Genomic DNA, 18709 nt, shown 5'->3' on the forward strand with positions numbered 1-18709 from the left:
CAGGCGATCAGATATCCAGCACGTCGGCCTCGGCGAATTCGGCGCGCTCCTGGATGAAGCGGAAGCGCGCCTCGGGCTTGGTGCCCATCAGCGCGTCGACGGCATCCTTGGTGGCCTGCTCGGCGTCGATCACGTCGACCCTCAAGAGCGTGCGCTTCCTCGGATCCATCGTGGTCTCCTTGAGCTGCGCGGCCATCATCTCGCCCAGGCCCTTGAAGCGGCCGATCTCGACCTTGCCGCGCCCGGAGAATTCGGTGCGCAGCAGTTCGTCCTTGTGCGCGTCGTCGCGGGCGTAGCCGACCTTGCCGCCTTGCCGGATCGAATAGAGCGGCGGCACGGCCATGTAGAGATGGCCGCCGCGGATCAGGTTCGGCATCTCCTGATAGAAGAAGGTGATCAGCAACGAAGCGATGTGCGCGCCGTCGACGTCGGCGTCGGTCATGATGATCACGCGGTCGTAGCGCAGATCCTCGTCGCGGTATTTCGAACGCGTGCCGCAGCCGAGCGCCTGGATGAGATCGGAAATCTGCTGGTTGGCGGCAAGCTTGTCGTTGCCGGCGGAGGCGACGTTGAGGATCTTGCCGCGCAGCGGCAGCACTGCCTGGCTGGCGCGGTCGCGCGCCTGCTTGGCCGAGCCGCCGGCCGAGTCGCCCTCGACGATGAAGATCTCGGCGCCGGCGGCGGCGTTCTGCGTGCAGTCGGCAAGCTTGCCCGGAAGGCGCAGCTTGCGCACCGCGCTCTTGCGCGAGACTTCCTTTTCCTGGCGGCGCCGCACGCGTTCGTCGGCACGCGCGATGACCCAGTCGAGGAGCTTCGAGGCTTCCTGCGGATTGTCTGCCAGCCAGTGGTCGAACGGGTCGCGAAGGGCGTTTTCGACGATGCGCATCGCCTCGATCGTCGCCAGCCTGTCCTTGGTCTGGCCGACGAATTCCGGCTCGCGGATGAACACCGACAGCATGCCGGCGGCCGAGATCATCACGTCGTCGGTGGTGATGATCGAGGCGCGCTTGTTGCCGATGAGGTCGGCATAGGCGCGCAATCCGCGCGTCAGTACGTTGCGGAAGCCGGCCTCATGCGTGCCGCCCTCGGGGGTCGGAATGGTGTTGCAATAGGAGTTGAGGAAACCGTCGCCGCCGAACCAGGTCACCGCCCATTCGAGCGAACCGTGGCCACCCTGCTTGTCGCTCTTCCCGGCGAAGACCTCGCGCGTGACCTGGAATTCGTCGCCGAGCGTCGCCTTGAGATAGTCCTTGAGGCCGCCGGGGAAATGGAACTCGGCCTTGGCCGGCGTCTGGTCCTTGTCCTTGATCAGCGACGGATCGCAGGTCCAGCGGATCTCGACGCCCCCGAACAGATAGGCCTTCGAGCGCGTCATGCGGTAAAGGCGCGCCGGTTCGAAGGCGGCGCCCTTGCCGAAAATCTGTTCGTCCGGATGGAAACGGGTCTTTGTGCCGCGGCGGTTGTGGACCTCGCCGAGATGCTCGAGACCGCTGACCGGGACGCCGCGGGAGAATCTTTGGCGGTAAAGTTGACGACCCCGCGCGACCTCGACCTCGAGGTGGTCGGACAGCGCATTGACGACCGAGACGCCGACGCCGTGCAAGCCGCCGGAGGTCTCGTAGACCTTGGAGTCGAACTTGCCGCCCGAATGCAGCGTCGTCATGATGACTTCGAGCGCCGGCTTCTTGAATTTCGGATGCGGATCGACCGGGATGCCGCGGCCGTTGTCGGTGACGGTCAGGAAGCCGTCGGCGGAAAGCTCGACGTCGATGAAGGTGGCGTGGCCGGCCACCGCTTCGTCCATCGAATTGTCGATGACCTCGGCGAACAGGTGATGCATCGCCTTGTCGTCGGTGCCGCCGATATACATGCCCGGACGGCGCCGCACCGGCTCGAGCCCTTCCAGCACCTCGATATCGGCGGCGCTGTAGCCCTCGCTGCCGTCGCGGGTGGCGGTCGAACGCTTCGCGGCCTGCACCAGCGGATCGGCGGGCCGCGAGGGCGCGCGCACCGGCTGTGCCGGCTTTTCCATCTTGCCGAAGAGGTCGTTGCTGTCGTCCATGCTGGGCCTAGCGTCCGGTAATGCGAATCATTCCTCGATACTGCCACGCTTTTGGCGGGCGAACGAGTTCCTGTTCCGTTCAGGGATCAAACTGTCTCTTATTCCAAAACCATTCGATAACCAAGCCGGCCGAAATAGGGCGATCGGCGGGTCGTGGGATCCCTGATTCTTTAACATTAACGCCTAGCGTGAGACCCAACTAACAAAAGACCACGGGCGTCAGGGGTTTCGTTGTGAGGGGCAGGGCCATAACCATGATCGGCATCGCCGCCGTTTTCGGCGCGATCTCGATCTTTGCGGCGGATTTCTGGGTCAAGAGCCAGGCAAAGGCCCAGGCCGAGATCAAGGTCGTCTCCGTCACGGCGCCGCAGCAGCCCAAGGTCGAGTTCAAGACCATCGTGGTGGCGCAAGCGCCGCTGCGTTACGGCATGGAGCTCGCACGGCCGCAGCTCGCCGAGATCCCGTGGCCGCAGGATTCCCTGCCGCAAGGCGCTTTCCCGACCATCGACAAGCTGCTCGCGGACGGCGGCCGGGTCGTGCTGTCGCCGATCGAGGTCAACGAACCGGTGCTGCTCACCAAGCTGTCGGGGCCGAACGGCCGCGCTACCCTTTCCAACATGCTGTCGCCGGGAATGCGGGCCGTCACCGTCCGCACCGACGAGATCGCCGGTGTCGGTGGCTTCATCACGCCGGGAGACCGCGTCGATGTCGTGCTGACGCGCGATGCTGGGGACATCCAGGAAGTATCCAAGAATGCTCAAGGGGCCGCCGGCTCGACCGTCACGTCCGAGGTCGTCGTTGCCGACGTCAAGGTGCTTTCGGTCGGACAGGGCGCCGACGAACGCAAGACCGAGCCGCAAGTCGCCAATTCGGTGACCATCGAGGTGACCAACGAAGGGGCGCAGAAAGTGGCGCTTGCCCGCACCGTCGGCACGCTGTCGTTGTCGCTGCGGTCGGCCGCCGACGCAACTGCCAGCAATGGCGGGCTTACGACCATCTCGTCCTTCGGCGGCTCGGTTGCCGCAAATGCGCAGGCGAGCGCCGCCTCGCTCGTCAATGCGGTGACGAAGGACCAGGACGAGCCGAAATTCAAGACGGTGATCGTGACGCGCGGCGACAAGGTCGAGGAATACAAGGTTCCTTCGCGGCAACCGCCGCAGGAACTGCAGCAATAGCCGGTGGGGACCGGCGGGACGGGGCAAGATGTTCGGGTTTGATGCATTTCGGACGACCGGGGGATGGCGTCTTCTCGGCGTGATCGCGCTGGCGGCGACAGTGCTTGCCGTCGCCGCGCCGGCAAGGGCTGGCAATGACGTCGTCTATGTCTCGGCGAACAAGAACGCCTCGATCAAGGTCGCCAAGGGCAAGCCGAAGACGATCATGACGAGCGCCGCCTTCTACCAGATCGTCATCGGCGATCCGGAGATCGCCAACGTCAACCCGCTGACCGACAAGTCCTTCTATGTGCTGGGCAACAACCTGGGCACCACCGGCATCGCCCTGTTCGACCAGAACAAGCAGCTTGTCGGCACCATTGACATCGAGGTGACGCTGGATACCGACCAGCTGGCCAGCACCATCCGCGCCAGCGTGCCCGACGCCAAGATCAAGGTCGGCTCGGCGAACGGGCGCGTCGTGCTGTCGGGCGAGGCGGACGATGCGGTCGCCGCCGACAAGGCCAGCAAGATTGCGTCGCGCTTCTCCGGCAATGAGGAAGTCATCAATTCGGTCAACATCTCGTCCTCGCAGCAGGTTCAGCTCAACGTCCGATTCGTCGAGATCAACCGCCAGGCCGGCCAGGACCTCGGCGCCAAATACGCCGCCAATTTCGCCTATGGCATCGGCAACCGCAAAGTCGTGCTGAACCCTGATGGAGGAGACCTGACGGCTGCGGGAACAGGCGAGATCATCGGCAGCTTGCTTTCGAACGGCGTTTCCATCGACATCGCCATCAAAGCACTGGAGGAACGCGGCCTGGCGCGACGGCTGGCGGAGCCGAACCTGATTGCGCGTTCGGGCCAGACGGCGAGCTTCCTTGCCGGCGGCGAGTTTCCGATCCCGGTTTCCGAAGACAATGGCAAGATCAGCGTCACCTACAAGAAGTACGGCGTCGGCCTCGATTTCACGCCGACGGTGCTGAAGGACGGGCTGGTCAGCCTCGACATCGCGCCGGAAGTGTCCTCGATCGACCCGTCTGCTTCCATCCAGGTCAGCAGCGGCATTTCCATCCCGGCCTTCATCGTGCGCCGCGCCAGGACATCGGTCGACCTCAAGAACGGCCAGAGCTTCATGATCGCCGGCCTCCTGCAATCGCAGAACGACATCACGACGTCGCGGGTGCCGGGGATCGGCAAGCTGCCGGTGCTCGGCCCGCTGTTTTCCTCGAAGTCCTATCAGCGGCGCGAGACCGATCTGGTGATCATCGTCACGCCCTACCTGGTCAAGCCGGTCGATCCCTCGAAGAAGATGGTCGAGCCGACCGACGGCACCCAGCCGGCAAGTCCCGCCGACTATTTCCTGAACAACACCGAGGAAGTGAATGCCTCGGCGTCAAAGCGTCCGGTGGCGCTGGCAGACGGCAGCGCCGCCCGCCCGGTGGCTGCCGCCACGTCCGGCCACTTCCTCGATCTGCCAAAGGATTAAGGCCATGCGCATCCCCGTTTGCATCGCTCTGCTGCTCGCCGGTTTCGCCGGCGGTTGCACCAGCGACGACTATGTACGCTCCGAAGGGGTGACCTTGGCGGCCGGCAACGCGCAGGCGTCCAACACCGCCATGCAGATGGTCGATCCCTGGAAGTACGGCGTGCAGAACACAAGGCTTCTGGTGCCGGCCCAGCGTCCGGGTTCCGAGAGCGCTGCCGTCGGTGCGAAGGCCGGCTCCGTGTCGTCACCGACGACATCATCAACAACATCGAATTGATGGGCTGGCGAGGATGGCATCTGGTAGCAAGACCAAAAAGATCCTGCTCGTTTCGACGGACAGGACGTTCTTGCAGGACACGCGGACGGCTTTTGCGGCCTCCGAGGTCATCGAGCTCTTGACGCTGGAAAAGAGCGTCAACGAACTGCGCGGCGAGATCCTCGAGGCGGACTTCGGCACGGTCATCGTCGACATGGATGCAGCCAAGCTCGAGGAAATCGAGTCGCTGCAGCGCGTCATGCGGCGGCTGGAAGGCAGCGTTCCGGTGGTCGTCGTTACCCAGGAATTCAACGCGGCGGCGGTGCGCATCCTGGTGCAGCTCAAGGTCGCCGATTTCCTGGTCAAGCCGATCACCACGGCCGACCTCGTGCGTTCCGTCATCCGTGCGCTGCAAGGACCGGGGCGGGAAGAGAATACCGAATCGCATATCTATACGTTCATGCCGGCAGCCGGCGGCGTCGGCACAACCACGCTCGCCTTGCAGACGGCCTTCCAGCTGCACCATTCGGTGATGCGGGGCGCCTCGACCTGCGTCGTCGACCTCAATTTCCAGCAGGGCGCCTGCGCCGAATATCTCGACCTCGAACCGCGCTTCGACATCACCGAAATCGAGAACCAGCCGGAGCGCCTCGACCGGCAACTGCTCGACGTGATGCTGTCCAAGCATGCGAGCGGGCTGTGCGTGCTTGCCGCGCCGACGCGACCCTCGGACATGCGCTCATTCAAGACCGATGTCGTGGTGCGCATGCTCGACCTCGTGGCGGCCTATTTCGACAATGTCGTCATCGACATGCCGCGCACCTGGTTCCCCTGGACCGAGACGGTGCTGCTGGGTTCCAACAAGCTCTATATCGTCGCCGAGATGACGGTGCCCTGCCTGCGCCATACGCAGCGTCTCATCCAGGCCGTCTACGAGACCGCCGGCAAGGAAGTGAAGCCCAACGTCATCGTCAATCGATTCGAGCAGAAGATGTTCGACAACGGCATCAAGCAGGCCGACGTCCAGGAGATACTCGGCGAGCATTTCGTCGGCGGCATCTCCAACAATTACCGGCTGGTGCGCGAGGCGGTCGACCGCGGCGTGCCGCTGCACGCCATCGACCCCAACGCCAATGTCGTCAACGACCTGAAGAAGATCATCCTGCCCGAGGAGGCCGTCCAGACGATGGCCAAGTCGAGGTCGCTGTTCGGCCTCGGCAAGGGCTTGCTGAAGAGGAAGGCAGGATGACCAGCCGCTTCTCCAACCTGCAGAGCCGCGACGTCCGCCCGCAGCGGGCGCCCGAACCCGCGCCGGTCACGCACAATGCAGTGATCATACCGACGACCCGCAAACCGGCGCCGCCCAGGCCCGAGGCAGCCCCCGCAAAGAGCGCCAACAAGGTGCTGGACGCACGCGTGCGCATCCATCGCATGCTGCTCGAGGAGATCAACCTCGTGGCGCTGGAGCGGCTGCCTCGGGATGAAATGCGCCGGCAGGTGCATGATTTCGTCTCGGAAAAGACGCGCCAGGAGCGGATGGCGATCAACAATGCCGAGCTCGACGCGCTGGTCGACGACATCGTCGACGAGATGGTCGGCCTCGGCCCGCTGGAGCCGCTGCTCAAGGACCCCGAGATCAACGATATCCTGATCAATGGCCACCAGAACTGCTTCGTCGAAAAGCGGGGCAAGCTGCAGCAGGTCCACATCCCGTTCAAGGATGAGGCGCATCTGCTTAGAATCATTAATAAAATCGTCGCCGCGGTCGGCCGCCGCGTCGATGAATCGCAGCCCATGGTCGACGCCCGAATGCTCGACGGCTCGCGCTTCAACGCGGCGATCCGCCCCGTCGGCGTCGACGGCCCGCTGGTGTCGATCCGTAAGTTCTCCAAGAACAAGCTCGGCCTGCACAAGCTCGTCGAATTCGGCGCCATCACCCAGAACATGGCCGAAGTGCTGGCGGCGGCGGTACATGCCCGCAAAACCACGATCATCTCCGGCGGCACCGGCACGGGCAAGACGACGATGCTCAACGCTTTGTCGGCCTTCATTCCGGAAGACGAGCGCCTGATCACCATCGAGGACGCGGCCGAGCTGCAATTGCAGCAGCCGCATGTCGCGCGCATGGAGACACGTCCGGCCAACATCGAGGGCCACGGCGAATTGAAGCAGCGCGACCTGGTCAAGAATGCGCTGCGCATGCGCCCCGACCGCGTCATCCTCGGCGAATGCCGCGGCGAGGAAGCCTTCGACATGCTGCAGGCGATGAACACCGGTCATGAAGGCTCGATGGCCACCATCCATGCCAACACGCCGCGCGATGCCATCTCGCGTCTGGAACAGATGCTCGGAATGACCGGCATGCCGATGACCGTACAGTCGATCCGCAGCCAGATTTCCAGCGCCATCGACATCATCGTCCAGCTGACGCGCCTTTCCGACGGTAAGCGCAAGGTGACCAGCGTCGCCGAAGTGACCGGCATGGAAGGCGACGTCATCCAGATGCAGGAGATCTTCCGCTTCGTGCGCACCGGCATGGAGGCGGACGGAAAGATCCTCGGCCACTTCGAGGCGACCGGCATCCGCCCACGCTTCCTCGAGGACCTGCGCAACATGGGTATCGAATTCCCGGGCAAGTATTTCGAACCCGGCCGGCCGCAGGACTAGGCCGGTGTTCGAGGGATTCAGCCCGGTCTACGTCGTCTACGCCGCAGCGGCGCTCACCGGCATCATGATCGCCGAGGGCCTTTATCTGCTCTATGCCGGGCGCAGCGACAAGCGCACGGCCATCAACCGCCGCATGAAGCTCGCGGAGAACAAGATCAGCCAGGAGCAGGTGCTGATCCAACTGCGCAAGGAACGCGGGATCGACGGCGGCACCTCTGTCTTTTCGCTCGACCGCTTCCGCGCCCTGCGCACGCAGTCCGGCATAAGCACGCCGCTGCCGAAATTCCTGACGATCACGTCGGGGATCGCTCTCGCCCTGGCGCTTGTGGCGATCTGGAAGGGCTTGCCGCTCCTGTTCGGCCTTATCCTGCTGCTCCTGCTGTTGCCGGTGCTGCCGGTCATGGCATTGCGCTGGATGCGCAAGCGCCGGCACAAGCGTTTCGGGATGCAGCTGCCCGAGGCGCTTGAATTGATCACGCGCGGCCTGAAGGCAGGCCATCCGGTGCCGGTGGCGATTGCCATGGTGTCGCGCGAAATGGCCGATCCGATCGGCACCGAGTTCGGCGTCGTGGCCGACGAGGTGACCTTTGGCTCCGACCTGGTCTCGGCGTTGAATAATCTTTTCGACCGGGTGGGGCATGAGGACCTGCCGCTGTTCGTCACGGCGGTGTCGATCCAGAGCAGTTCGGGCGGCAATCTGCGCGAGATCCTCGACGGCCTGTCGGCGACGATCCGCGACCGCGGCAAGCTGCGCCGCAAGGTGCGCGCCATTTCGACGGAAGGGCGCATGTCGGCCTACATCCTGACCGCGGTGCCGGTGCTTCTGTTCACCGCCATCATGGTGCTGATGCCGCAATTCTATCAGGATGTCTGGGACGTGCCGAAGACCTGGTACATGATGGGCGGCTCCATCATCTGGCTGCTGCTCGGCAACGCCATCATGTTCAAGATGTCGAATTTCAGGTTCTGAGATGGAAGACGTGATCCGCTTCCTCGCTTCGCTCGCGCCGACCTCGCTGATGCCAGTCGCCATGCTGCTCCTTGTGCTGGGCGGGGGCGCCGTCGCTTGGCCGCTGGTACTCGCCAAGGGCGATCGGGGCGAGGTCAAGCGCCGGCTGAAGCTGGAGACATTGCAGCCGGCCGAGCAGGTGGAGCCCGCGCCCAAGAAGAGCACCAACGCCGTGCGCGAGAAGGCGGTGAAACGGGCGCAGGAGTTCTACGCCAAGAGCGATCCGGAAAACGTCGCGCGGCTGCGCCTGAAGCTCATCCAGGGCGGCTACATGGAACCGCGCGCCGTCGGCATGTTCTTCCTGATCCGTTTCGCCGCGCTGGTCGGCGCGGCGCTCGGCGCATTCCTGGTCAATCACTGGGCGGCAAGTGCGGAGTCGACCATGACCAGCCGCTGGACCTTCATCATCCTGTCGGCTGCCGGCGGCTATTTCCTGCCTGGCCTGGTGCTGACGCAGAAGATTCGGGAAAAGATGCGCGAATACCGCAACGGCTTTCCCGATTTCATGGATTTGATGATCGTCTGCTCCGATGCCGGCATGAGCATGGAGGCCGGCATCGAGCGGGTCTCCAGGGAGCTTGCCAGGACCTATCCGTCGCTCAGCCAGAACCTGATCCTGGTGTCGCTTGAGTTGCGGGCCGGGCGCAGCCTCGACGACGCGCTGAAGGCGCTTGCCGATCGCCTCAGCCTCGACGAGGTTCGCTCCTTCGCGACGCTGCTGCAGCAATCCAAGGAACTCGGAACCAGCCTATCGGGCTCGCTGCGCGTCTTTTCCGACGAAATGCGCCACAAGCGCATGTCGCTAGCCGAGGAGAAGGCGCATGCCCTGCCGGCCAAGATGTCGGTCCCGGTGACGGTCTGCATCCTGCCGGTGGTGCTGATGATCGCCATCATTCCGATCATCGTGAAGCTGACCGCACACTGACTATTCAGGTGAGGCCGGCCTGCAAATGGCAGCTTCCTGCGCTCCGCCCCGGTTCTCGGAATCCGCCATTTTCGACTCGGCCTGGCCTGAATCCAGGACATTGCCATGATTAACGTATCCTTGGCGCGCGACCGAATTTTATCTGCATTTCGGCACCGAAGCTTAATCGCTGTCCTGTATCGTTTTTCCTGAAGAACGACCCGGCAAATCGGGCGATGGGGCAGGGGCATGCGTCAGAGACTTCCCAGGGCAGCGGCGGCATTGGCGGCCGTCTTGATGATTACCGGCTGCACGACGAACAACAATGTCGACACGACCAAGACCACGGCGATCCAGCCGGTGGCCAAGGACGTCAGCGCCAACGACCTCGTTGAAGGCAAGGCGCAGTTCCGCGAGGCGAATTTCGGCCTTGCCGAACAGCATTTCCGCAAAGCGGTCGAGCTCAAGTCCGACAATGCCGAGGCCTGGATGGGGCTTGCCGCATCCTATGACGAGCTTGGCCGCTTCGACTTCGCCGATCGCGCCTATATGCAGCTGTTGAAGGTCGCCGGGCGCAAGCCGCAGATCGTCAACAATATGGGTTATTCGCAGCTTCTGCGCGGCAACAAGAAAAAAGCGCGCGCGCTGCTGCTCGAGGCCAAGGCCGGCATGGCCGACCAGACGGTGGTCAATGCCAATCTGGCGCTGCTCGACAAGGGCTGATCCTGCTCCCGGTTCGCGTATTCCGTGTGCCGTCATGGGATTTCGCCTCACATGTCGACGCTTTGTAAACCCTGTGTCGAGGTAGCGTTGGGTGTCCGCCGAAAACGGTTTGCGCCAGCCGTCGCCAGCCTACATTGAGGAGCGACGGGCACCCGCTAGAGGCAGTTCTTCACCGATGTTGGATTTCAGTTCGCTCCTGCTCGCGGCGGCGCTGTCGGGCACATGCCTCAGCATCACCATGTTTGCGATCTGGCTCGCCACACCGCGGGCGCGCTTCGTGCTCACGGTCGCCTGCGGCATCCTCGTGCTCGTCGCCCATGTCGTCGCGTTCTGGCGCTATAGCAAGGACGCCGATCCCTGGCTGTGCCAAGTCGTGCTCGCGCTGCTGAGCCTGGGTTTCCTGGTCCTCTGCCTGTCGGCGATGCAGTATCTCGGCTTTCGCGACTACCGCCGCGCCATCGTGCCGACGCTGGCCGCGATGGCTGCCTGCGCGATCGTCACCTTTCTCGGTTTCGACGGCATCGGCTTCCAGATCACCTATGCGGCCGTGACGACGTTGCTCGCGGCGATCGGGGCGATGTTCTGGATGAAGGGGGATCACGACCGCCGGATATTGCTCGTCGTTTCGTTCCTCAGCGGCGCCTGCGGCCTGTCCTTCGCGCTGTGCGGCCTGGCGTTGCTGACGCAAGAGCAATGGGTTCTCGGCGCCGCGCCCGACAATTGGGCGGAGCGATTGAACTCCGTCGTCGCGGTCGCCTGCATGACCGGCCTCGGCGCATTGACGCTTTCACTGCACCATCTGCAGGCGCAGATCGAGCTCAAGGCCGAAACCATGACCGATCCGCTGACCGGCCTGATGAACCGCAGGGCGCTCACCGAGCTTTACGGCGAGCGCAGCTTCGGTCCGTTCATGGCTATCGCCATGTTCGATCTCGACCATTTCAAGATGACCAACGACGTCTTCGGTCATCCCGTCGGCGACCAGGTGCTTTGCCGCTTCGCGGCGGTGATCAGGAAATACGGCAGGACAGGGATCGACGCGTTCCGGCTGGGCGGCGAGGAATTCGCGCTCGTCATGTCGCGCGTGACACCGGAAAAGGCGCATGACATTGCAAGCCGGATCGGCGTCGCTTTCGGCACCGAGGTCGTCGCGACCCATCGCGGGCCGCTGCGCAGCAGCGTCAGCGGCGGCATGGGATTCGGCTCGATCGCGGGCCGTCCACTCCATGAGGTGCTGGCGCAGGCCGACGCCGCGCTTTATGCGGCCAAGCGTGCCGGGCGCAACCGTGTCGTCGTTCAGGACAGAGCGGGCCAGCCCGACGCCGGGCCGGCCCTGAAGACTGCCTGAGCAGAGAGCAATTCCAGGAAAAGTGTGAACGGTTTTCCGTCTGGAATTGCGTTGAAACAAAGAGATAGAGCGGTTTGCCGTTTCCGTGCAACGGTGAACCGCTCTAGCGGTTACTCGGCGGCGCCGAGATATTCCGACAGCGGCGGGCAGGAGCAGACCAGGTTGCGGTCGCCGGCGACGTTGTCGATGCGCGAGACCGGCGGCCAGTATTTCGCCGCCAGACCGGCGTCGCCCGCCGGATAGGCCGCCTCCAGCCGCGAATAGGGATGCTTCCACTCGCCGGCAAGCGCTTCCGCTGCGGTGTGCGGGGCGTTGACCAGCGGGTTGTCGTTGGACGGCCACTCGCCCTTCGCCACTTTCGCCGCCTCGGCGGCGATGGCGATCATCGCCTCGCAAAAACGGTCGAGCTCACGCTTGGGCTCGGACTCGGTCGGCTCGACCATCAGCGTGCCGGCAACCGGGAACGACATCGTCGGCGCATGGAAGCCGTAGTCGATCAGGCGCTTGGCGATGTCATCGACGCTGATGCCGGCGCTTTCCTTGAGAACGCGCGTGTCGAGGATGCACTCATGGGCGATGCGGTCGCTTCTGCCTTTGTAGAGCAGCGGGTAGTGCGGCGCGAGCCGCGTCGCCACATAGTTGGCCGAAACGATCGCCGTTTCCGTCGCCTGCTTCAGGCCTGAGCCGCCCATCATGCGGATATACGTCCAGGTGATCGGCAGGATGGAGGCGCTGCCGAAGGGCGCCGCCGCCACGGCATGCGCCGAGCCCTCGGTCACATGGCCCGGCAAATAGGGTTTCAGATGCGCCCTGACGCCGATCGGACCGACGCCCGGGCCGCCGCCGCCATGCGGGATGCAGAAGGTCTTGTGCAGGTTCATGTGGCAGACGTCGGCGCCGATGTCGCCGGGACGGGCGAGGCCGACCAGGGCGTTGAGGTTGGCGCCGTCGAAATAGACCTGGCCGCCATGCTCGTGGATCAGCGCGCACAGATGACGCGCGCCTTCCTCGTAGACGCCGTGCGTCGAAGGATAGGTGAACATCAGTGCCGCGAGGTTCTTGGAATGCTCGTTGGCCTTGGCGCGCAAATCGTCCATGTCGATATTGCCGTCGTCCAGGCAACGCACGACGACGACGCTCATGCCGGCCATCGCGGCGCTCGCCGGATTGGTGCCATGCGCCGAGGACGGGATCAGGCAGATCGTGCGGTGGCCTTCGCCGCGCGCGCGGTGATAGGCGCGGATGGCGAGCAGGCCGGCATATTCGCCCTGGCTGCCGGCATTGGGCTGCAGGCTGACGGCGTCGAAGCCGGTGATTTCCGACAGCCATGCCTCCAGGTCGGCGGCCATCTTGCGATAGCCCTCCGAATGGCCGGCTGGCGCGAAGGGATGCAGATTGGCGACGCTCGGCCAGCTCACCGGCATCATCTCGGCGGCGGCGTTGAGCTTCATGGTGCAGGAGCCGAGCGGGATCATGGTGCGGTCGAGCGCCAGGTCCTTGTCGGCCAGCCTGCGCAGGAAGCGCATCATCTCGGTTTCGGAATGATTGTCGTGGAAGACCGGCTGGGTGAGGAATTCCTTGCCGCGCGGCTTGCCCGGCATGGAGCTGCCTTCAGCCGCGCCGGGCTTGGCGCCAAACAGGGCCGCGATCGCCTCGAGATCGGCTTCCGTGGAGGTCTCGTCGAAGGCGATGCTGACATGGTCGGCATCGATGACGCGCAACAGCCGGCCGGTCTTCTCGGCGGCTTGCGCGATCGAAGCGGCCCTGCCGTTCACCTCGGCCGTGACCGTATCGAAGCGCCTCGCGCCGAGCACCGAAACGCCGGTTGCCTTGAGGCCCGAGGCGAGGCGGCCGGCCAACGCGTGGATCTGCCCGGCAATCGCCTGCAGGCCGGCGGGGCCGTGCCAGATCGCATAGGCCGTCGCCATATTGGCCAGCAGCGCCTGCGCGGTGCAGATGTTGGAGGTGGCCTTGTCGCGGCGGATATGCTGCTCGCGCGTCTGCAGCGCCAACCTGTAGCCCGGGCGGCCCTTGGTATCGGTCGACTGGCCGACAAGGCGGCCGGGCATCAGGCGGGTCAGCTTGTCGGAGACGGCGCAATAGGCGGCATGCGGGCCGCCGAAGCCCATCGGCACGCCGAAGCGCTGCATCGGACCGACGGCGATGTCGGCGCCGAGCTTCGCCGGCGCATCCGTCAGCGTCAGCGCCAGCGGATCGGCGATGAAGACGACCAGCGCGCCGGCGGCGCGGGCCTTCTCGATCGCCGCCTTGTGGTCGCCATAGACGCCGAGCGTGTCCGGCCAGGAGACGAGCAGTGCGGCGGTGTTGTCGTCGATCGTCTCGCCGTCGACCTGGATGTCGAGCGGCTCGGCGCGGGTGCGCACGACGTCCAGCGTCTGCGGATGCGGCGTGCCGGCAAGCGCCACTTTGGTGCGCTTGTCGCGGTGGTGGCGCAGCGCAATGCCGACGGCTTCGGCAACGGCGGTGGCTTCATCGAGCAGCGAGGCCGACGCCACCGGCAGGCCGGTGAGCTCGGCGACCAGGGTCTGGAAGTTGAACAGCATCTCCAGCCGGCCCTGGCTGATCTCGGCCTGGTATGGGGTGTAGGCCGTGTACCAGGCCGGGTTCTCGAACAGGTTGCGCTGGATGACCGGCGGCACGAAGACGCCGTGATAGCCGGCGCCGATGAAGCTCTTCAGCACCGTGTTCTTCGCCATGATCGCCGACAATTCGGCCAGCGCTTCGGCTTCGCTCGCCGGAGCGGGCAGGTTGAGCGGCAGGTCGAGGCGGATCGATCTCGGCACGGCTTGGCTGATCAACGTTTCGACGGATGGAACGCCGATGACGGCGAGCATTGCCCTGACGTCGTTGACGCCTGGGCCGATATGGCGGGCCGAGAAGGGAATAGGTGCTGCGGTCATTTCCAGGATCCTGATATCAGCCGATATGGGCTTTGTAGGCGGCTTCATCCATGAGGCTGTCGAGCTGGCTTTCGTTGGCCAGCTTCATCTTCCAGAGCCAGCCGTCGCCGGTCGCGGCCGAATTGACCAGCGAGGGGTCGGCCGACAGGGAGGCGTTGGCTTCGGTGATCTCGCCGTCGACCGGCGCGTAGACGTCCGAGGCCGCCTTGACGGATTCGACCACGACGGCGGTATCGCCCTTGGCGAGCTTGCGGCCGATTTCCGGCAGCTCGACGAAAACGAGATCGCCGAGCTGTTCCTGCGCATAGTCGGTGATGCCGACCGTAGCGACGCCGCCGTCGACGCGCAGCCACTCATGGTCTTCCGTGAAATAGGTCTTTGCCATCTGGAAATCATCCTTTGCGGTAGCGGTGTGGAGTGAAGGGCAGGGGCGTGACGTCCACCGGAATTTTCGTTCCGCGGACATCGGCGAAGAGTTTCGTGCCGGCCTTGGCAAGCGCGGTGTTGACATAGCCCATCGCGACCGGGTGGCCCGCCGAGGGACCGAAGCCGCCCGAAGCGACATGACCGGCCGGATGGCCGCCGGCATCGATCAACGCGGCGCCCGCGCGCACCGGCTGGCGTCCGTCGGGCTTCAGGCCGACGCGCTTCTGCGACGGCCCGCGCTCGATGATCGAGCGCAGCGCGTCGGCGCCGATGAAATGGCCGGAAGCGCGAACTTCCTTGGGAATTGCCCACATCAATCCCGCGCTTGCCGGGTCTATCTCGGGCGTCAGGTCCTGGCCGTGCAGGCAAAGCCCGGCCTCGAGCCGCAGGCTGTCGCGGGCGGCAAGCCCGATCCATTGCACGCGCTCGTCTCCCAGCAGCTTGGCGACCAGATCCCGCGCATCCGCTTCCGGCAGACCGATCTCGAATCCGTCCTCCCCGGTATAGCCGGAGCGGCTCATGAACCAGTTTTGCCGGGGCTCGACCCCATGCATGAAGAGCAGCGAGCCGGTCTCGATGCCGGCCCGCGCCAAAGCTGCCCAGGCGTCCGGTCCCTGGATCGCCAGGAAGACGCGGTCGAGCGGATCGACCCTGGCATCGAAACCGGCGGCAAGCGCGTGCAAATGCTTCTCGTCCTCCACCGCGTTGCCGGCGTTGGCCACCACCATGAAACGGTCATCGCCCAGGCGAGTCACGATAAGGTCGTCGATGATGCCGGCAGCCTCGTTGAGGAAGAAGGTGTATTTGGACTGCGAGATTTCGAGCGCGCCGGCATCGAGCGGGCAGGCGCGGTTCAGCAATGCGGCGCTGCCCGGACCGACGACCTCGAACAGCTTCATATGCGAGATGTCGAACAGGCCGGCATGCTCGCGTGTGTGAAGATGCTCCTTCATCACGCCGGGCGGGTAGGTGAGCGGCATCGACCAGCCGGCGAACGCGCCGAAACGCGCGCCCGCGGCCTGGTGCAAATCCTCAAGGGGCAGATGTCTGGTGTCGTCGCCTGTCATGTCTTCTCCAGAGTCGCACGCAATCGACCGCCGTCCGCGGTCCAGTCCGTGCCCCTCTGTCTGAAGCCTGAGAGACTCGCGCCCCGTAACTCTGTCGGCAGCGCTTACACCTTCGGCGCGGGACGAATCCCGACTTTCCAGAGTTGTCTTTCCCGTCCACGGTTCTTTTGCCTGAGAGATTTCGGGCGATTTCCCCTTCGGCGACAGCTCGCGCTGCTCTCTCCCGCAAACAGGTAGGACTCAGTCGCCTGAGTCCTCGACATGTCATCCATAGCCCGTCGGCGACACCTTGTCACCTCCCAGCGACATTTTAAGCGCGCCCTGCTTTTCAGCGATATGATTTGGCCGACAAGGCTTCGCTAACCACGCCGTTTGCCGGTTTCTCAAGACAATGCTGATAAAGCTCGGCGGGGTAGTGCACTCAGTTCGCCGGCTACGGGCGACGGGCAGGGAAGGCAAATGGGCGAATTGATCATGAGCGCTCCGGTCGCGGGGCTGACCTCGAAGAACAAGATCACGGCCGAAGACGTGACGATGCTGCGGCGCGACGTCTTCGCCGACGGCCTGGTCAGTCGCGGCGAGGCGGAGGCGCTGTTCGCGCTCGACCAGACGGCGCGCGACAAGTGCGGCGAATGGGCGCCGTTCTTCGTCGAGGCGGTGACCGACTACATCGTCCACCAGGAAAAGCCAGACGGCTATATCTCCGAGCAGAATGCCGATTGGCTGGTCCGCACCGTCTCGCGCGACGGCATAGTCGACGGCCGCACCGAGCTTGAACTGCTGGTGCATGTGCTGGAGGAAGCGAAGTCCTCGCCCAGCGAGCTCTCGGCCTATGCGCTGGAACAGGTCGCGCATGCGGTAATCGACGGCAAGGGTCCGCTGATGCATGGCGGCAGCCTGGTTCCCGGCCATATCGCGAAGGCCGAGGTCGATCTGCTGCGGCGTATCCTCTATGCCTATGGCGGCGACGGCAACATCGCCATCAGCAAGGCCGAGGCGGAGGTCCTGTTCAGGATCAACGACCGGACCGCGGCAGCCGACAACGATCCGTCCTGGAGCGACCTCTTCGTCAAGGCGATCGCCAACTACGTCATGTGCTCGACCGGCTACGAGCCGCCGACTCGGGAAGTGGCGCTGCGCCACGAGAACTTCCTCGACGAGGCAGCGCCGACGCTTGGCGGCTTCTTCAGCCGGATGGTCTCGGGTGGTTTCGCGGCGATCCTCGAAGCCTATCATTCGCCCGGCGATATCGAGGCCGAATGGGAAGCCAGGAATCGGGCCGCCGAAGCGCTTGCCCGCCGCGCCGAGACGATCGACGCCAGCGAGGCCGAATGGCTTGCCGAGCGTGTCGGCGGCGGCCGGCGGCCGCTGCGCGACAACGAGCGCGCGCTGCTGACGCTGATCAAGCACGCGGCGCCGGAAATCCATCCGACGCTGAAACCGCTGCTTGAGAAAGTGGCTTAGGCGTTTCCTGCAATCGTCTTGCAAAGGATGATATTGGAATGGCCTTCGGGCCACCCGGTGAATTCGGCCATGCGTTCGAAACCGGCTTTTTCATACAAGCCCGGCGCCTGGAACTCGTGGGTCGAAACCCATATCCGCAGCGAGCCGCGCGCGGCAGCTTCCGCGACGAAGGCATCGAGCAGCTTCCTGCCGTGGCCAAGGCCTCGATAGGCTTCGTCGACCCACATCAGCGTGAGCTCGGCAATGCCGGCCCAGGAATAGCCGGCGGCCGCCCCGACGGCGCGGCCTTGCTCATCCCGCAGCGCAAAGACGAGAGCACGGTCGTCGCCACGACCGGTCAGCCGCCGGTTGTCGTTGTCGAGACGCTTCTCGATGGCACCAAGCTCGGCCGCAGCAAGGTCATGCTCGGCCTGAAGGCGAGGGGCCGTCAAATCCCGCCATACCAGTCGTAGCCATTGTCCTCCCAATAGCCGCCGCGGCCGCCGCCGACATTGGCAAAACTGTCGACCAGCTCGATCTTGTGAATGTATTTCGGCATCTTGTAGCCGAGCTGGCGCTCGACCCGCACGCGCAGCGGCGCGCCGTTCTCGACCGGCAGGGGCTTGCCGTTCAGGCCGTAGGCAAGAATCGTCTGCGGGTGGCGGGCGTCGATCAGGTCGATGGTGCCGTAGTATTTGATGTCGCCGGACAGGCTTTGCTCGATCGTGTCGAGGCAGTGGAACATGACATAGCGGGCCTGCGGCTTGACCACTGCCTGGTCGAGCACCAGCGACAGCGGCGTGCCGGTCCATTTGGCGATGCAGCTCCAGCCTTCGACGCAGTCATGACGGGTGATCTGCGTGCGGCTCGGCATGTTCTGAAGCTGCTCGCGGCTCAACGACAGCGGCTTCTCTACGAGGCCGGTAACTTCCAGCCGCCAGTCCGCGAAATTGTTGGCGAGCAGACCCTTGTAGGTGTCGTCATCGGGCGCCGTGACGCCGTTCGGCCGCTGCGGCTGGCGGATGTCGGCCTCGGTGAATTCCGGCGCCAGCGCGTCCCGGCCGGCAAGCAGGCGCTGCGCGCGCCAGGTCAGGCCATTGGCGTTTTCGAGGAAGCTGCGCAATCCGCCGCCGATGCCGAGGCCGCTGTCGAACACATCGCAGCCGGACAGCGCGATGCCGGACAGGCCGAGGCTGGCTGAGGTGAGAAACTTGCGGCGGCTGATCTGGAATTTTGCCAT

At 64.6% G+C, this 18709-nt stretch carries 16 protein-coding genes and 1 riboswitch; of the genes, 10 read left to right on the forward strand and 6 right to left on the reverse strand.

Annotation, left to right across the window (positions count from 1 at the left end; translation table 11 throughout):
- Window positions 1-7: 7 nt before the first annotated feature.
- A complete protein-coding gene (gene parE / locus FJ980_RS06910) occupies window positions 8-2062 on the reverse strand; it encodes a DNA topoisomerase IV subunit B (protein WP_140542183.1) in 2055 nt (684 codons plus the stop codon).
- 254 nt (window positions 2063-2316) lie between these two features.
- Here parE and cpaB point away from each other — a divergent pair, with 254 nt between their 5' ends.
- The 9 genes from cpaB (at window position 2317) to FJ980_RS06955 (ending at window position 11612) form a co-directional block, all read left to right on the forward strand.
- Window positions 2317-3237, forward strand: a complete 921-nt coding sequence (cpaB, locus tag FJ980_RS06915; RefSeq protein WP_140542184.1) for a Flp pilus assembly protein CpaB — start codon at window positions 2317-2319, stop codon at window positions 3235-3237.
- Between the two features lie 28 nt (window positions 3238-3265).
- Window positions 3266-4705 (forward strand): type II and III secretion system protein family protein, encoded by a 1440-nt coding sequence (locus FJ980_RS06920; protein ID WP_140542185.1) that lies wholly within the window; start codon window positions 3266-3268, stop codon window positions 4703-4705.
- A gap of 4 nt (window positions 4706-4709) precedes the next feature.
- On the forward strand, window positions 4710-4982 hold the full coding sequence (locus FJ980_RS06925) for a hypothetical protein (protein ID WP_140542186.1): 273 nt from the start codon (window positions 4710-4712) through the stop codon (window positions 4980-4982).
- A 13-nt stretch (window positions 4983-4995) separates the two neighbouring features.
- Window positions 4996-6210, forward strand: a complete 1215-nt coding sequence (locus FJ980_RS06930; protein WP_140542187.1) for a response regulator/pilus assembly protein — start codon at window positions 4996-4998, stop codon at window positions 6208-6210.
- Complete coding sequence (locus tag FJ980_RS06935; RefSeq protein ID WP_140542188.1) at window positions 6207-7628, forward strand: CpaF family protein; 1422 nt, start codon at window positions 6207-6209, stop codon at window positions 7626-7628. The genes FJ980_RS06930 and FJ980_RS06935 overlap by 4 nt, the downstream gene beginning before the upstream one ends.
- A gap of 4 nt (window positions 7629-7632) precedes the next feature.
- Window positions 7633-8598: a type II secretion system F family protein gene (locus FJ980_RS06940; RefSeq protein ID WP_140542189.1), complete on the forward strand. Its 966-nt coding sequence runs from the start codon at window positions 7633-7635 to the stop codon at window positions 8596-8598.
- 1 nt (window position 8599) lies between these two features.
- The gene (locus FJ980_RS06945; protein ID WP_140542190.1) at window positions 8600-9562 is read left to right on the forward strand and encodes a type II secretion system F family protein; all 963 of its coding nucleotides are present in this window, start codon (window positions 8600-8602) and stop codon (window positions 9560-9562) included.
- Between the two features lie 228 nt (window positions 9563-9790).
- On the forward strand, window positions 9791-10264 hold the full coding sequence (locus FJ980_RS06950; protein WP_140542191.1) for a hypothetical protein: 474 nt from the start codon (window positions 9791-9793) through the stop codon (window positions 10262-10264).
- Window positions 10265-10439: 175 nt separating this feature from the next.
- Window positions 10440-11612 carry a GGDEF domain-containing protein gene (locus tag FJ980_RS06955; protein WP_140542192.1) on the forward strand — a complete coding sequence of 391 codons (1173 nt, stop codon included), beginning with the start codon at window positions 10440-10442 and terminating at the stop codon, window positions 11610-11612.
- Window positions 11613-11722: 110 nt separating this feature from the next.
- Here the strand turns inward: FJ980_RS06955 and gcvP are convergent, their stop codons facing one another.
- From gcvP to gcvT, 3 genes are read right to left on the reverse strand one after another with little or no spacing between them, the layout of a single operon-like run.
- Entirely contained in the window at window positions 11723-14533 is a 2811-nt protein-coding gene (gene gcvP / locus FJ980_RS06960) for an aminomethyl-transferring glycine dehydrogenase (RefSeq protein WP_140542193.1), read from the reverse strand.
- 16 nt (window positions 14534-14549) lie between these two features.
- Complete coding sequence (gene gcvH, locus FJ980_RS06965) at window positions 14550-14918, reverse strand: glycine cleavage system protein GcvH (RefSeq protein ID WP_140542194.1); 369 nt, start codon at window positions 14916-14918, stop codon at window positions 14550-14552.
- Window positions 14919-14925: 7 nt separating this feature from the next.
- Window positions 14926-16026 (reverse strand): glycine cleavage system aminomethyltransferase GcvT, encoded by a 1101-nt coding sequence (gene gcvT / locus FJ980_RS06970; RefSeq protein WP_140542195.1) that lies wholly within the window; start codon window positions 16024-16026, stop codon window positions 14926-14928.
- A gap of 149 nt (window positions 16027-16175) precedes the next feature.
- Window positions 16176-16262, reverse strand: a riboswitch (glycine riboswitch).
- Between the two features lie 223 nt (window positions 16263-16485).
- On the opposite strand from gcvT, the gene FJ980_RS06975 reads away from it, so the two are divergent.
- On the forward strand, window positions 16486-17490 hold the full coding sequence (locus FJ980_RS06975) for a hypothetical protein (protein ID WP_140542196.1): 1005 nt from the start codon (window positions 16486-16488) through the stop codon (window positions 17488-17490).
- Here FJ980_RS06975 and FJ980_RS06980 read toward each other — a convergent pair.
- Window positions 17487-17921 carry a GNAT family N-acetyltransferase gene (locus FJ980_RS06980; protein WP_140542197.1) on the reverse strand — a complete coding sequence of 145 codons (435 nt, stop codon included), beginning with the start codon at window positions 17919-17921 and terminating at the stop codon, window positions 17487-17489. The genes FJ980_RS06975 and FJ980_RS06980 overlap by 4 nt on opposite strands.
- Entirely contained in the window at window positions 17918-18709 is a 792-nt protein-coding gene (locus FJ980_RS06985) for a molybdopterin-binding protein (protein ID WP_140542198.1), read from the reverse strand. Before FJ980_RS06985 ends, FJ980_RS06980 begins: the two co-directional genes overlap by 4 nt.

This window comes from Mesorhizobium sp. B1-1-5 (genome assembly GCF_006443065.1).
Taxonomy (GTDB): Bacteria; Pseudomonadota; Alphaproteobacteria; order Rhizobiales; family Rhizobiaceae; genus Mesorhizobium.

Coding starts and splice junctions, on each gene's coding strand:
- parE (WP_140542183.1), bottom strand. CDS start 2,062: ATGGACGACAGCAACGACCTCTTCGGCAAGATGGAAAAGCCGGCACAG.
- cpaB (WP_140542184.1), top strand. CDS start 2,317: ATGATCGGCATCGCCGCCGTTTTCGGCGCGATCTCGATCTTTGCGGCG.
- FJ980_RS06920 (WP_140542185.1), top strand. CDS start 3,266: ATGTTCGGGTTTGATGCATTTCGGACGACCGGGGGATGGCGTCTTCTC.
- FJ980_RS06925 (WP_140542186.1), top strand. CDS start 4,710: ATGCGCATCCCCGTTTGCATCGCTCTGCTGCTCGCCGGTTTCGCCGGC.
- FJ980_RS06930 (WP_140542187.1), top strand. CDS start 4,996: ATGGCATCTGGTAGCAAGACCAAAAAGATCCTGCTCGTTTCGACGGAC.
- FJ980_RS06935 (WP_140542188.1), top strand. CDS start 6,207: ATGACCAGCCGCTTCTCCAACCTGCAGAGCCGCGACGTCCGCCCGCAG.
- FJ980_RS06945 (WP_140542190.1), top strand. CDS start 8,600: ATGGAAGACGTGATCCGCTTCCTCGCTTCGCTCGCGCCGACCTCGCTG.
- FJ980_RS06950 (WP_140542191.1), top strand. CDS start 9,791: ATGCGTCAGAGACTTCCCAGGGCAGCGGCGGCATTGGCGGCCGTCTTG.
- FJ980_RS06955 (WP_140542192.1), top strand. CDS start 10,440: ATGTTGGATTTCAGTTCGCTCCTGCTCGCGGCGGCGCTGTCGGGCACA.
- gcvP (WP_140542193.1), bottom strand. CDS start 14,533: ATGACCGCAGCACCTATTCCCTTCTCGGCCCGCCATATCGGCCCAGGC.
- gcvH (WP_140542194.1), bottom strand. CDS start 14,918: ATGGCAAAGACCTATTTCACGGAAGACCATGAGTGGCTGCGCGTCGAC.
- gcvT (WP_140542195.1), bottom strand. CDS start 16,026: ATGACAGGCGACGACACCAGACATCTGCCCCTTGAGGATTTGCACCAG.
- FJ980_RS06975 (WP_140542196.1), top strand. CDS start 16,486: ATGGGCGAATTGATCATGAGCGCTCCGGTCGCGGGGCTGACCTCGAAG.
- FJ980_RS06985 (WP_140542198.1), bottom strand. CDS start 18,709: ATGGCAAAATTCCAGATCAGCCGCCGCAAGTTTCTCACCTCAGCCAGC.